Annotated in this window: 14 protein-coding genes and 1 pseudogene; 11 read left to right on the top strand and 4 right to left on the bottom strand. The window is 50.9% G+C overall.

The window, feature by feature from the left end; all coding sequences use genetic code 11:
- Positions 1-2 precede the first annotated feature (2 nt).
- Complete coding sequence (locus tag AC8GE9_RS04710; protein WP_506675961.1) at positions 3-995, bottom strand: Bug family tripartite tricarboxylate transporter substrate binding protein; 993 nt, start codon at positions 993-995, stop codon at positions 3-5.
- 241 nt (positions 996-1236) lie between these two features.
- On the opposite strand from AC8GE9_RS04710, the gene AC8GE9_RS04705 reads away from it, so the two are divergent.
- From AC8GE9_RS04705 to AC8GE9_RS04690, 4 genes are read left to right on the top strand one after another with little or no spacing between them, the layout of a single operon-like run.
- A complete protein-coding gene (locus tag AC8GE9_RS04705; protein WP_506675960.1) occupies positions 1237-2112 on the top strand; it encodes an HpcH/HpaI aldolase/citrate lyase family protein in 876 nt (291 codons plus the stop codon).
- Between the two features lie 47 nt (positions 2113-2159).
- On the top strand, positions 2160-3122 hold the full coding sequence (locus AC8GE9_RS04700) for a Bug family tripartite tricarboxylate transporter substrate binding protein (RefSeq protein ID WP_506675959.1): 963 nt from the start codon (positions 2160-2162) through the stop codon (positions 3120-3122).
- Between the two features lie 7 nt (positions 3123-3129).
- Positions 3130-4350: a CaiB/BaiF CoA transferase family protein gene (locus AC8GE9_RS04695; protein WP_506675958.1), complete on the top strand. Its 1221-nt coding sequence runs from the start codon at positions 3130-3132 to the stop codon at positions 4348-4350.
- A complete protein-coding gene (locus AC8GE9_RS04690; RefSeq protein ID WP_506675957.1) occupies positions 4347-5261 on the top strand; it encodes an amidohydrolase family protein in 915 nt (304 codons plus the stop codon). The genes AC8GE9_RS04695 and AC8GE9_RS04690 overlap by 4 nt, the downstream gene beginning before the upstream one ends.
- A 14-nt stretch (positions 5262-5275) precedes the next feature.
- Here the strand turns inward: AC8GE9_RS04690 and AC8GE9_RS04685 are convergent.
- Positions 5276-5377 (bottom strand): annotated as a pseudogene (locus AC8GE9_RS04685) (hypothetical protein); the annotation flags it as partial.
- 158 nt (positions 5378-5535) lie between these two features.
- Here AC8GE9_RS04685 and dinB point away from each other — a divergent pair.
- From dinB to AC8GE9_RS04660, 5 genes are all read left to right on the top strand, one after another.
- Complete coding sequence (dinB, locus tag AC8GE9_RS04680; RefSeq protein WP_506675956.1) at positions 5536-6684, top strand: DNA polymerase IV; 1149 nt, start codon at positions 5536-5538, stop codon at positions 6682-6684.
- Between the two features lie 111 nt (positions 6685-6795).
- Positions 6796-8205, top strand: a complete 1410-nt coding sequence (locus AC8GE9_RS04675; protein ID WP_506675955.1) for an amidase — start codon at positions 6796-6798, stop codon at positions 8203-8205.
- A gap of 32 nt (positions 8206-8237) precedes the next feature.
- Positions 8238-9146, top strand: coding sequence for a TauD/TfdA dioxygenase family protein (locus AC8GE9_RS04670; protein WP_506675954.1), 909 nt, complete (start codon positions 8238-8240; stop codon positions 9144-9146).
- 2 nt (positions 9147-9148) lie between these two features.
- Positions 9149-10135 carry a tripartite tricarboxylate transporter substrate binding protein gene (locus AC8GE9_RS04665; protein WP_506675953.1) on the top strand — a complete coding sequence of 329 codons (987 nt, stop codon included), beginning with the start codon at positions 9149-9151 and terminating at the stop codon, positions 10133-10135.
- Between the two features lie 72 nt (positions 10136-10207).
- Positions 10208-10780: a carboxymuconolactone decarboxylase family protein gene (locus AC8GE9_RS04660; RefSeq protein ID WP_506675952.1), complete on the top strand. Its 573-nt coding sequence runs from the start codon at positions 10208-10210 to the stop codon at positions 10778-10780.
- 9 nt (positions 10781-10789) lie between these two features.
- On the opposite strand, the gene AC8GE9_RS04655 is transcribed toward AC8GE9_RS04660, so the two are convergent.
- On the bottom strand, positions 10790-12814 hold the full coding sequence (locus AC8GE9_RS04655; protein WP_506675951.1) for an O-linked N-acetylglucosamine transferase, SPINDLY family protein: 2025 nt from the start codon (positions 12812-12814) through the stop codon (positions 10790-10792).
- A gap of 45 nt (positions 12815-12859) precedes the next feature.
- Positions 12860-13009: a hypothetical protein gene (locus tag AC8GE9_RS04650; protein WP_506675950.1), complete on the bottom strand. Its 150-nt coding sequence runs from the start codon at positions 13007-13009 to the stop codon at positions 12860-12862.
- A 59-nt stretch (positions 13010-13068) separates the two neighbouring features.
- Here AC8GE9_RS04650 and arfB point away from each other — a divergent pair, with 59 nt between their 5' ends.
- On the top strand, positions 13069-13473 hold the full coding sequence (gene arfB, locus AC8GE9_RS04645; protein WP_506675949.1) for an alternative ribosome rescue aminoacyl-tRNA hydrolase ArfB: 405 nt from the start codon (positions 13069-13071) through the stop codon (positions 13471-13473).
- Positions 13474-13515: 42 nt separating this feature from the next.
- Positions 13516-14142, top strand: coding sequence for an LON peptidase substrate-binding domain-containing protein (locus tag AC8GE9_RS04640; protein ID WP_506675948.1), 627 nt, complete (start codon positions 13516-13518; stop codon positions 14140-14142).
- The last annotated feature ends 3 nt before the right edge of the window (positions 14143-14145 follow it).

Genomic DNA, 14145 nt, shown 5'->3' with positions numbered 1-14145 from the left:
AATTAAAATTTGAGGGTTTTGGCGACTTTGCCCCAAGTGTCAAATTCCTTGGTCACGAAGGCACGCATTTCCTCTGAGGTTGATGGATCAGGCTCCATCGCTTGCGCAGCCAAGCGCGTCTGCGTCGCAGGATCACGAATCGCGGCCACAATCGCTATGTTCAATTTTTGGACGATTGCTGGCGGTGTACTTGCTGGAGCGATAAAGCTATACCAGTTGGTCGCGAGATATCCAGGAAAACCAAGCTCTGCAATGGTTGGTACGTCAGGCAAGTCCACCGAACGTTTCGCTCCCGTCACAGCGAGGGCACGTAATTTGCCTGCCTTGATCAAGGGGATCGCCGTCGGTGCACTGGCGAAAATAGCTTGAATTTCGCCACCTAACAAACCATTCATCGCGGGACCGCCGCCTTTGTAGTTAATATGCTGCGCGGTGGTGTCGGCGCGTTGTTTCAGCAACTCCCCGGACATATGGCCCGCGCTTCCAAAACCCGAAGAGCCATAAAACAAGGGCTTATCGGCACTTTTGGCAGCCACCAGATAATCCGCAAATGTTTTGATATTCGAATCTGCACGCACAACAAGCACATTGCCAAAGGTCACTCCGTTTCCAAGCATCGCAAAATCTTTCAGCGTGTTGTAGGTTGTCCCGTTCGGCATATGAGGATTCACAGCCAAGGAGCCGATATTGGCCAAACCAATGGTGTAACCATCACCGGGGGCTTTGGCCACGAGATCCGCAGCAATATTGCCTCCAGCCCCTGGTTTATTGTCCACCACGACAGTCTGACCCAGTATTTCGCTGAGTTTGATCGCGATCGTTCGCGCCGCTGCATCGGTCCCTCCCCCTGGCGCAAAACCGACAAGTAATTTGATCGGTTTCGTCGGAAAGTTCGCCGCGGAGTTTGCCTGAGCAAACGCAATGCTGGAAACGCTCAAGATCGTACTGATCAAAAAAGAACGTGACAGTATTTTTTTACATGTAGAAATGAGCATAAGGGTTCCTTAAAGGACTTTTTGCCTGCATGTTGATGATTTTATTATTCAGTAACTTATACAAGTTAACAGGTAACGTATAGAAGTTTACTTGCTGCGTTGCAGCAGAGGTTGCCACGACTCATTATGCAAGGTCGATATCAGAGAAAAAATAAAGAACATCTAGATGTCGCCCTAAAACTATTCTATAAGGTTAAAGACTATCGATCTTTTTCATCCTTCAGAAGGTCACTCTAGCATCATGAGAAGCAAACTTTTCGTCCCCGGATCCCGCCCCGAACTCTTTGACAAGGCCCTGGCAAGTGCGGCAGATGGCCTGTCATTTGATCTCGAAGACGCTGTCGCGGAATCTAAAAAATCAGAAGCGAGGTCGACGCTCAGCACGTGGATGGATGCGCAAAGCGTGCTCAACTCAAAGAAAACCATCATCGTTCGTGTCAATGCCATGGATACCGCGCACTTTGAACATGATATCGCTCAAGTCGTGCGGGCTGGCTTGCATATGATTAACCTACCCAAACCCGACAGCCCCGAGGCCGTCCGACAGGCCGTCTCAGCGATTGAGAAAGCTGAACGCGTCAACGGGGTCAATCGCGATGGCAACCATCCGATTCGTCTTCTTTTGAACATCGAGACGCCAAAAGCTTTGCGAACAGCGTTTGACTTAGCCTCTGCGCATACACGCGTCGCGGGATTGCAACTTGGCTTAGGTGATTTATTTGAACCAATAGGTATTTCCCGAAAGGAAGCCTTTGCAATCAAGTACGCCATGATGCAGGTGAAATTCGCCGCAGCGGAGGCTGGCGTCGATGCCTTTGACTCCGCCTTTGCGAATATCCAGAATACGGAGGGGTTTCTCGAGGAAGCTGAACTCGCCGCTAGACTCGGTTATGTAGGCAAAAGCTGTATTCATCCGAGTCAAGTCGCGATGGCAAACCAAGCCTTTCGCCCAAGCGATGAAGCAATTGCGCATGCTTTACGCGTTTTAGAGGCTGCTAAAGAAGCTGCCGCTAAAGGGATCGGCGCCTACGTGGTCGACGGAAAAATGATCGACCCTCCTTTCTATCTTAGCGCTGTGAAATTAGTGGAAAGTGCTAAACGCCTGGGTTTGATTTGAACGGATTCACAACGCGCATTTTTTAAAAATAAATGAGACAAAACATCATGAAAAAACTTTTTAAATTACTTTGTTTGGCTACCCTCCTCCCAGCCGCCGCGATCGCGCAAACAAACTTTCCCAACAAGCCAATCACCTTGTTAGTTGGGAGCGCACCCGGTGGTTCGAACGACACCTTCGCGCGCACGATTGGAAGACACATGCAAGATGCTCTGGGCGTCTCCGTGGTTGTCGAAAACAAACCCGCATCGGGTGGAGTATTAGCAAACGTCATGGTCGCTAAAGCCCCTGCCGACGGCTACACGCTTGTCGTTCTTTCTTCGACATTTACTACAGGCGCCGCTGTCAGAAATAATTTGCAATACGATGCCGTCAAGAGCTTTGCGCCAGTCTCGATGTTGGCGCGAGGACCTCTACTAATTACCGTCGGCAACAATACACCGTTTAAAACACTCCCTGAGCTCGTCACTTTCGCCAAAGCCAATCCTGGAAAACTCAATTTCGGCACCTCAGGTGTCGGAAGTATCAATCAATTCGCCACTGAAATTTTTTCTGATGTCGCGAATATAAAAATGACCCATGTTCCCTACAAAGGGATGGGTCCGGCGGTCAATGATCTGATGAGCGGTCAAATCGATATGATCTTCGCCAGCGCACCTTCGCTGTTGAATCACGTCAATAATGAAAAAATAAGGGGTCTCTCTGTCACAACGGCGAAGCGTTCCCCAATCGCACCAAACATTCCATCGCTTGATGAGTTCGGCTACGGCGCAGCTGCAGTTGATTTGTGGTGGGGTATTCTTGCCCCCGCAGGCACTCCCCCCGAAGTCGTGCAAAAGCTCAATACAACCATCAATAAAATTATCGGTTCGGATCAAATGAAAGAGTTTTTTCTGAAACAAGGTGCGAGCCCAGTCGCGATGACACCTGCTGAATTCAGTGCCCATATCGCCAATGAGCTTGCGCGCTGGAAGCGAGTCGCGGCGACTGCGAACATTCAGGCGGAATAACCTAAGCATGAAAGGTCACTCCGCCACCCAAGACTCAACGGTGCCAAGCGCGTCAGCCCTACCTCGTCGATCGGGTCCGTCTGGCCCGCTTTCGGGCGTACGTGTCATTGACATGTCGGCCTATATTGCAGGTCCGTATGGTTGTACTTTGCTAGCTGATCAAGGCGCCGAGATCATCAAAGTCGAACCCCCCACGGGCGATAATCTTCGAAAATATCCCTCGAGCCTTGAGTCTGAGAGTCGGGCTTTCCTCGGGGTCAACCGAAGTAAGTTGGCCACGGTTCTGGATGTCAAACAGCCTGAAGATCTCTCGACATTGCTGACATTGATTGAGAGCGCGGATGTGCTTGTCCATAATTTCAGACCTACTGTGGCGCCGCGCATTGGCATTGGCTATGAGCAGTTAAATACACTGAATCCCAGACTGATCTATTGCGCAGTGAGTGGCTATGGTGAGACAGGCCCGCTGAAAGACAAAGCGGGCTTTGATCAAGTGCTGCAAACCATGACAGGGATGGCCGCACAGCAGGGTAAAAAAGGAGGTCCACCCGAAGTCCTATACGGTTCGGTCGTCGACTTTTATGCCTCTGCACTCGTTGCAGGCGCCGTGTCTTCAGCTTTATTTGAACGTGAGCGGTCGGGTTTAGGACAGTTCGTGGGCGTCTCGCTCTTGGATGCCGCGATGACGATGCAATCCACCCGTCTCGTCTGGGCCGAACAAGAAGGGCGAGACGTTGCGCGCGATATGCGCTCGGGAGGCATTACGGGGATTCACCCCACCAAAGACGGTTTTATTTATATTTCTGCGAATACACCCCATTTCTGGCAAGCGCTTTGCGAAAAAACGGGCATGACCGAATTCATCGGCAATGAACGCTTCGACACCGTGCGCAAGCGCGCGCAACATCAAGCGGAAATTGTGCCGAAACTTCATCTAGCCCTCGCAGCAAAAAGCGCTCTCGAATGGGAGGCGCTTTTCGGTGAAGAGGTGCCATGCGCAGCAGCGCGTTCAGTTGAAGATATGTTCGATCATCCCCAGGTAATGAGCCAAGGTCTGATCGCAACCTACCAGCATCCTGTCGTGGGTCAATATCGAGGCCTAAAACGTTCGGTCCGTTTTTCTCGTACGCCAGGGCCAGAGCCGTTTGCCGCGCCTACGCTCGGGCAACACACTGAGATCATCAAAGAAGAAGCCCTACGACTCAGGCATGATAAAAACAAATCATGAGCGACACCTATCCGATTCGCCCGACTCCTGCTTCAGAAAAGAGCATCGTACCCAACAGCGCGGGAACGCAACGTCCCGCCTTGATCGTACCGCGCCATGCCTGTGACGCCCATTTACACATTTATGACGACCGCTTCGAGCAAATTGTGGATGCATCCGCCGGTCTAGAAAAAGCAACAGTGACGGAGTATCGCCTTTTGCAACAAAGGCTTGGTACAAGCCGCGCTGTGATAGTGACCCCGCGCAGCTACGGCTCGGACAATCGAGTGACCGTGGATGCGATCGCTCAGCTTGGGCTCCAACATGCGCGCGGTGTGGCGGTTTTAAGCAGTGACGCCTCAGATCAGACCATGGATGCACTCGATCGCGCGGGCATTCGAGGACTCAGGTTTTCTCTTTACACACCAAAAAATGCAGCTGTAAACTTTGAGATGGTCGAACCGCTCGCCAAACGCATTGCGCGTTTAGGTTGGCATCTGCAATTGCATTGGACGGCCGATCAGTTTGTCCATTACGCGGCGATGCTTGAGCGTCTGCCCTGCCCGCTTGTGATCGATCATATGGGACGGCTTCCGCAACCTCTTGGCGTTCAACACCCGGCCGTGTCATTAATCAATCGTTTGTTAGACAAAGGCAATACCTGGATCAAGCTTTCCGGCGCGTATCTGGATAGTCAAATCGGAGAGGCTGATGGTTTTAGCGATGTCGATGTCGTCGCCCGACACTGGATCGCTCAGGCCCTAGATCGTTTGGTATGGGGAAGCGACTGGCCCCATCCGACGGAAGCGCACAAGCCTAATGATGCAAACATGTTGGATCTCTTAGGCCACTGGACTCGCGATCGCGCAGTGATTGAAAAAATACTCGTACATAATCCCGCTCACTTGTACGGGTTCGACGCGCAAAACTAAGTGCGTTTCTGTCAGCCAACCGTTGTGCGTGGTTTTTCAAAATAAACGCGCTTGACGATGAGCAACGCATCAGAGACCTCATCGGCTAGGGCTTTTAAACGATGCGCATATGCGAGATTTTCAGTCGAAGCGTCTGAGGATAAGGTATTCATGTTGATGTTGATTAAAGTCATTGGTACGCACGTCACGTACGCGAATTTCGATACCCTTAGTTTAGAGCATTACACCTCAGCACTGCTCTCAAAAGCGCTTATGTTTCAAATACACTGAAGCTATGAAGCCTGAACGCCGAATTGCTCACCTCGATATGGATGCATTTTTCGCATCAGTCGAGTTATTGAGCTATCCCGAACTTAAAGGCCAACCTGTGGTCGTCGGTGGTCGCAGTACGGAGCAACCCACGCTCGATGCAACAGGCATGTGGCATTTTGCTCGTTTGCGCGACTATGTCGGGCGAGGCGTTATCACAACCTCGACTTATGAGGCGCGCGCTTTGGGCGTATTTTCTGGCATGGGCTTGATGAAGTCTGCCTTGTTGGCACCCGAAGCAATCCTGTTGCCCGCAAATTTTGAGGCCTACAAGCATTATTCAAGACTATTCAAGTCTGCTGTCTCAAGCATTGCTCCTCTTGTCGAAGATCGTGGCATCGATGAAATATATATCGACTTCACCGATCTTGACGAAGATACTCAACGACTGGCCTTGCGCATTAAAAAAGCCGTGAGTGACGCAACTGGCCTGAGCTGCTCGATCGGCGTGAGCCCGAACAAATTGTTATCAAAAATTTGTTCGGATTTGGATAAACCTGACGGGGTCACCCTTTTAAATGCCACCGAATTATCGACACGCATTTGGCCTTTGCCCGCGAAAAAAATTAACGGTATCGGACCCAAAGCCAACGAAAAACTTGCCGCATTGGGCATTCACACCATCGGGGAGCTCGCAAACACTCCCCCAGAACTGCTCGTCGCACACTTTGGCCGCGCCACAGGTCAATGGCTTTATCAGGCTGCGCATGGCGTGGATGACCGACCTGTTGTCACGTCCTCTGAGCCAAAGTCCCTCAGTCGAGAAACAACGTTTGAACGCGACTTGCATGCGAAACAAGATCGCACGCGTTTGTCGGCGATCTTTACAGACTTATGCTATCGCTTGGCCGAAGATCTCCTGCGTAAAGGATATGCAACAAAAACGATCGGCATCAAAATTAAATATGCGGATTTTCAAGTCATCACGCGTGATCTAACCCTGCCGGTTGCAATTGCAGAGGGCGCCGCCATTAGACAGGCCGCGACCGAGTGCCTGCGGCGCGTCCCCCTTGATCAAAGGATTCGACTCCTTGGTGTTCGAGCTGGAAGCTTATCGCTGCGCGCAAAGAGCTCTCAGGAGATGTGTCATCCTCAATCCGACTTACCATTCTAAGAATCGCCCACATAGAGGAAATAGGCGGCTCGCAGAACAAGATTGGCGTTATGCTAAGTAGATCGTTTAGATATGATTAAACTTAATTTGAGACGTACAACAGGAAATATTATGAGTCAGTTTGAGCAACTCGACCTCGTCAGCGCTGCAGACGGTATTGCAAAGAAAGCATTTTCGTCCATTGAGCTGACGACTTGGTCGCTTAACCGCTTGGAAACGATAGGTCGAAGATTGAATGCCGTTTTTCGTATTGATCATGAGCAAGCATTAGCGCGTGCACGCGCAATGGATGCCCTCCAGGCAAGCGGTCTCATGCTGGGTTCTTTGCATGGTGTGCCACTAGCACACAAAGATTTGATTCAAGTCGCGGGCAAAGAAATGCACGTGGGTTCAAAAATTCTTCAAGGTAATATCGCTCAGAAAAACGCTTGGGTCATCGATGACTTAGATGCGGCAGGTCAAGTCAACCTAGGCGCCTTGCACATGGCAGAGTTCGCCATGAGTCCGACCGGCTTCAATGGTCATTATGGTCATGGACTCAATCCATGGAACCCTGAATATCCCTGCGGCGGTTCATCAAGCGGCTCGGGTATCGCCGTGGCTGCGCGCCTCGTTTTTGGTTCACTTGGCAGCGACACGGGCGGCTCGATCCGTCAACCTGCGTTCATGTGTGGCGTCACAGGCATTAAACCGACGGCCAAACGCGTCAGCATCGATGGTGTCTTTCCCCTTTCTCACACCCTGGACTGCGTGGGTCCGTTGGCGCAGTCCGCACGTGACTGCGCGCGCATCTTGACACACATTAGTCGTCCTAACCCCGACGACCCTTGGTGCACGACACAACCCAACGAAGACTATGAAAGAAAACTGACTGGGGATTTAAGAGGGGTTCGAATCGGCGTTCCTCAAGACTTTTATCGTGAAAATCTTGAGCCTGAAATGGCGGCAGCCTTGGAGGCCAGCTTGCAAGTCTTGCGCGGACGCGGTGCCGAGTTCGTTGAAGTCAAGGTACCCAATATGCAGCGCATTCACGAAATGACTGCGATTGTCTTGACGGCCGAGGCTGCACAAGTCCACCGGAAATGGTTTGAACAGCGTCCACAAGACTATAGCGATCAGGTTCGTGCCCGAATCGAACCCGGCTTTAGTCAGACGGGCATTGGGTACGTCGAAGCGCTTCGCGCCAGGGATGATTTCATCAAGGAATATCTAGCGACAAGCCTTGGAAGCTGTGATGCGCTGCATATCCCCGTCGCTCGCTTGCATACGCCCACCATCGCGGCGACCACCACGGGTGATCTCAACACTGTGCTTCAGTCCATTAGTCAGCTGACCTATACCAACCGCGCGATCAATTATCTCGGCTTACCCGCGATGAGCGTGCCTGCTGGTTTTTCAAGCCGACATATGCCTCTTGCTTTTCAACTCGTCGGCAAACCCTTTGACGAGGCGATGATTCTCAAGATCGCTGATGCCTATCAACGTGACACATCATGGCACAAGGCGCGACCCAGTGTTTGAAAACGAATAACAGAAATAGATGGAGACAAAAAATGAAATTAAATCCGATGCCTGAAACGCTCGGTGTTCGCGTTGAAGAGCTTGATCTGTCACAACCATTAAGTACGACGCAAATTGATATGCTGTTGCTCGCGCTTGGGCGCTATGGCGTACTCGAGTTTCCGAAGCAATCTTTGACGACTGCACAACTCAAAGCCTTTAGTCAGAGCTTTGGTGAACTTTATATTAGTCCGGGAGGACGGGCGCAAGAACCGGGTTTCCCAGAGGTGATGATTCTTTCAAATATGGTTGAGAATGGTCAGCCACTCGGACTTAAAGATGCTGGGCAATCTTGGCACACAGACATGTCTTATGCGTCCGTCATCGCTCTAGCCAATATTTTATACGGCACGACGATTCCGCATCGTGAGGGAAAACCTCTGGGTGCGACACAATTTAGAAACATGCACGCAGTCTATGAGGATCTCTCCGAAGATCTAAAGGCCACGCTCGCCGACAAGACCATCACCCATGACTTCAATAAATTTTGGGACATGATGCGGACCCGCCCTGGCAGCACGCGTCCGCCCTTGAGTGAAAAAGAAAGAAATGCTCGGCCACCTGCGCGCCACCCTGCCTTCCTCACGCATCCGCTGACAGGAAAAAAAGTGTTGTACGCGAATCCTGGCTATGCCATCGAGATTAATGATTTACCAAAAGCGCAAAGCGACGAAATACTCGAAGAACTCTTTGCGCGTCAGCTTGAGGACAAATATCTGTATACCCACGCTTGGAATAAAGACTCAGTCTTGATGTGGGACAACATCGGCACCACGCACAATGCAGTCGCCGATTATGGGCCCGATGAGCATCGCTATATGAAACGCTGCCAAGTCATGGCAGATCGCCTGTTTGGACCTGGCGGAACACAAGAACCTCTTCTTTTCAATGCAAGGGTATAAAAATGAATATGAGACATCTCATCACTAGCCTGTTGTCTTCCTTGATCCTTCTTAGCCCAATCGCGAGTGCTCAAAGCAGCAATCAAAGCAGTGCTCAATTTCCAGACAAACCGATTCGGCTGATCGTCGCCTATGCTCCAGGTGGGGCAACGGATATCGTGGCACGTATGCTTGCTCAAGAACTCACACCGCTCATGGGGCAGTCCGTGATTGTTGAAAACAGGGCGGGTGGCGGTACGCTCGTCGGTACAGACTCGATCAAACGCGCGAATCCAGATGGCTACAGTTTACTTTTTGGTACAAACGCGTTTGTCATCACGCCTCTTTTGCACAACACCCCAACCTATAATCCTGTCAAAGACTTTTCTCCCGTGTCCCAGACAACGATCCAGCCGCTTGGGCTCCTCGTGACGCCAGGCTTAAACATTAAAACGGTTGAACAATTGATCGACTATGCCAAGAAAAGTCCCGGTAAGTTGAACTTTGCCTCATCAGGAAACGGTTCGGCACAACACCTCGCAGGCGAGTCGTTTCGTGTCGCCGCCGGCATCGATCTTGTGCATGTCCCTTATAAAGGCGCGGGTCCCGCTCTGATCGACCTCTTAGCAGGTCGGGTCGATATGATGTTCACCTCTCTGGTTGGCAATTCCGAACACATCAAGGAAGGTCGTCTCGTTCTGGTTGCGACCTCGGGCATCAAGCGTGGCTCTGCAACCCCAGACGTGCCTACTGTGGCGCAAACATTGCCTGGTTTTGAAGCCTACACATGGCAAGGCGTGATCGCGCCCGCTGGAACGCCTGTCGCCGTCGTTGAAAAACTCAATGCTGCCATTAAAAAGGTCGGTGCGATGCCAAAGTTTTACGAAAAATTAGCGGCGCAGGGAATGGAAGTGCAAACGTCTTCACCTGCCGAGTTTAATGCTCTTCTCGCCAGTGATGCCGCAAAATACAAAGAATTGCTGCAACGCACTCAAACCTCCATTCGTTAAATCTAGGCTATAAATCCTTTTCGCCTTTTAGGCCATCGAACCTATACCGCTCCATTCACTTTTGGATCTCACATGTCATCATCAAAACAAAAAAGATTTACTCAAGTTACGCTCGAAACCTTGCCTCAAGAGTCGCGCGGACTTGCGCAAGAAATTCTCGATATTTCAAGTCTTGGCTTAGCCGGTCCTTACAACGTCATGTTGAGAAGTCCGATCTTTGCCGATCGCATGAAGCGTTTACTTGATTATTTACGCTTTAATAACTCGCTCCCAATGCGCCTGAGCGAATTCGCCATTTTGATTCAAGCACGTCTATGGAACTCGCAAGTGGAATGGTTCGCGCACTACCCCATCGCCTTACGCCACGATTTGCCCGCGCATGTTGCGGATGATCTGAAGCAAAACATTCGTCCCCGCAACATGCAACCCGATGAAGACGCGGTGTATGACGTCTGTATGAACATGAGTAAAAATCACAAGATCAGTGAAGAGCTTTTTCAACATGCCAAGAAAGTACTTGGGGAACAACAACTTGTTGACCTTATCGCCGTCAGCGGGACTTATGTGACGATTGCCATGTTGTTAAGCTTAGGTGAGGAGCCCATTCCAGAAGGCAAAACGCTCCCTTTCCCTGACGCGGTCTAAGATCTCGCCTCAAATTCTGTCGGCGATATAGACAGATTCGGGTGGCAAACCCGCCACCCGACGCGCATGGACCTGAACATAAGCATCCTCGATCGCGCGCGCCATACGCATGCAATCGAACAAAGGCGCATGCAAGCGGTTTTCCTCTAGGCGTATGCGTAATGACTGAAGCTGCACAGGATCAGTGGCCAACTCGATCGCTCGAGCCACAAATGCCTCGCCATCCATCGTAATGAGTTCAGGCAATTCGACAGCTCGCAACAAACTCGCCGCGACACGGCTCGCAAAAGCTTGGCCCATGCACGTCAACACCGGCAGTCCTACCCATAAAGCATCGCTTGTCGTGGTGTGTGCGTTATAGGGCAGCGAGTCTAGAAACAAATCTGCGCAGCGTTGTCTTGCCAAATATTGATCCGTTGATACTTTAGGGACAAAAATCAATCGTTCAGAATGCACGCCTCGCGCTTGCGCCTCACGGCGTAGATTATTTGCCGTGTGTTCGCTTGCCTGTAAAAGCCACAAAACACTATCAGGCACGGCACGCAAAATCGACATCCAACGATCAAACGTTTCGGGGGTAATTTTGAAGTTGTTGTTAAAGCAGCAAAAGACAAACTTGTCTTCGGGTAAGCCAAGCTCCGTTCGGGTGAACGGATGCGATGATACGGTCCGTTTACGATCATTCGGCTGATAACTATGTGGTAGATAAATCACTTTTTCCGAATAAAAAGGCTCAGTCTCAGGGGTGATGAGCGTTTTGTCGGCAAGGATGTAATCCATGTAAGGGGCACCCATTGTGCCGGGGTAACCCAGATAATTGATTTGCACTGGCGCGACTCTCGCCGCGAATACGCTTGGGCGGCAATCTTTCGTCAAGCCACTCAGATCAATCGCAATATCGATCTCAAGCGCTCTAGCACGCGCGACAAGCTGAGCATCAGTCTCTTGCCTGACGTCAAAAAAGTGTTCAAAACCCGCCTCTAGACGTTGCCGCATCGTATCTCGAATGTCTGGACCCGAGGAAAAGGCATACACCTCGAATTGGGTACGATCATGCGCTTCGAACAAACCCACAATCAGTTGCGCTACAGGATGATTGTGAAAATCAGCAGAAAAGTACCCTATCCGTAACCTTTGCTTGTGAGTGCGCTTGGCAAAAGGCACTATTTTTTGAGGGCCCGGATGCTTGTCCTGAATCCAAGTTTGCGCGGCTCGCAGTTGCACATCCGGATCCGAAGTCAGTGCAAGAAGCGGGAAAGGCAGACTCGCGGGTTCGTCATTTTTTACGGCCGACAACAAAACGGTAAGACGTTCTTGATAATGCCGCCAATCACACATCTGCATGTTGACGTGCAGACGTGTGCCAAGTAAGTAAGGAATCTGAGGCGCACATTCGAGCGTGCGATCGAAACTTTTAACCGCCTCGGCGTGCCGGCCAAGATCGTTGAGGGTATTACCTCTGTTCATCAATGCTTGTGCAAAGGTGGGAACAAGATTGATCGCAGCATCAAAACTGGTGATCGCTTCATCGAAACGTCCCACTGCTCCTAAGGCATTGCCGCGGTTATAGTGCGCTTGGGCATAGTCAGGAGCCAACGCGATCGCACGGTCATAGCTTTCCAATGCCTCTGGCCATCGCCCCATATGCTGCAGCAGATCCCCACGGTTATTGTGCGCTTCAACATAGTCTGCATCCACCGCGATCGCACGATCGTAATGAGACAGTGCAGATTTGTATTTTTTTAGATCCTGCAAAAGATTAGCGAAATTATTGAGTGCAAAGCTCGCCTCGGGATCAAGCTTGAGCGCTTTCACAAATAAAATCTCGGCACGCTCTAGCTGCCCCGTTTGGTAAGCAATCGTCGCGAGCATGTGCAGCGCATCGAAATGATTGGGCTGCCACTTTAGCGTGCGCTCATATAGCGCACGCGCTTCTTTGAGTTGCCCTTGCTGATGCAGAGCAAGCGCCTCTTGAAACTTATTGTGCGCTTTTAGCGCATCAGCCGGAGACACCTCTCTACCAATCGAAGCCATTGCTTTCACCACGATTAAAACAAAAATGACTCAACAGAATCGGGATTAACGATCTTTTTGCTTAAGCTTGGTGTAAACAGTATTAACGACCGTCGAGCGCACCGGTTCGCTTAACCCAGATGCGGGTTTAGGTGTCGAAGTATCTTTTTTGGGTTTTTTAGCTTCTTTGCTGGACTTTTGTTGACCTTTGGCCATGATATTGCCCCGATAAATTAACGATAAACTAGTGTACATGCCTATCGAAAAAAAACCCAATGCTCCCCGTTTTGTCTGTTTCCGAATCTGAAGTCGAAGTCTCCGCCATGCGTTCGCAAGGCGCGGGTGGGCAGAATGTCAACAAAGTTTCGAGTGCGATTCACCTGCGCTTTCATATCCCTCATTCAAGTTTGCCCGCCGACGTCAAAGTACGGCTACTCGCGCTCAAGGACTCGCGCATCACGCGGGACGGTGCCATCGTGATCAAGGCACAATCCCACCGCAGCCAAGAACTCAACCGTATGGATGCATTCGCCCGACTCAACGAATTGATCAACAGCGTTGCACGCCCGCCCAAAACACGACATGCGACAAAACCCAGTTTTGGTTCACGCCAGCGACGGCTCGAAACAAAACGGAAACACTCAGAAACCAAGGCACTCCGTGGGAAATCCACCCTTTAACAAGATGATGATCATGATCGCATCCAACCATGAGTCAAACAGATGAATATCCCACTTTTTCCCCTTGGGTCCACGCTTTTTCCCGGGGGCTTATTAGCGCTCAAAATTTTCGAAGTGCGCTACCTCGACATGACCAAAGCATGTTTTAAGCAACAAGCCCCCTTTGGCGTGGTCTCGCTGACAGAGGGGCCCGAGGTCCGGATTCCAGGCAAAGAAGTTGAGTTTGCGAATACAGGCACACTGGCGCACATCATCGAGTTTGATGCGGTCCAACCAAGCCTGTATATGCTGCGCTGTCGGGGTGGACAACGTTTCAAGATCCTTGAGCGTACTCAAGCACCGAATGGCGCCTGGTCCGCCAACATTGAATTGATGAATGCGGATTCTGAGATCGATATTCCGCCAGAGTTGACACCGACTTCGCAGGCGCTCGCGCGACTCATTACATCGTTTGAAGAGCAAAACGTCGAAAGCGCGGATCGCCCTTTTCTCGCCCCCTATCGCCTCAACGACTGCGGTTGGGTTGCCAATCGCTGGGCTGAATTACTCAACATTCCTTCTGCGCAAAAAGCGCACTTGCTCTCCATGGAGAATCCACGCTTGCGCCTGGATTTACTGCAGGAGATGCTCGAAGAAATGGGGGCTTTCAAGCCCCCACGTCAGTCATGAACA

The sequence above is a fragment of the Zwartia lucis genome (assembly GCF_965234455.1).
Classification (GTDB): domain Bacteria; phylum Pseudomonadota; class Gammaproteobacteria; order Burkholderiales; family Burkholderiaceae_B; genus Zwartia; species Zwartia lucis.
This window is presented reverse-complemented; position numbering and strand designations above follow the sequence as displayed.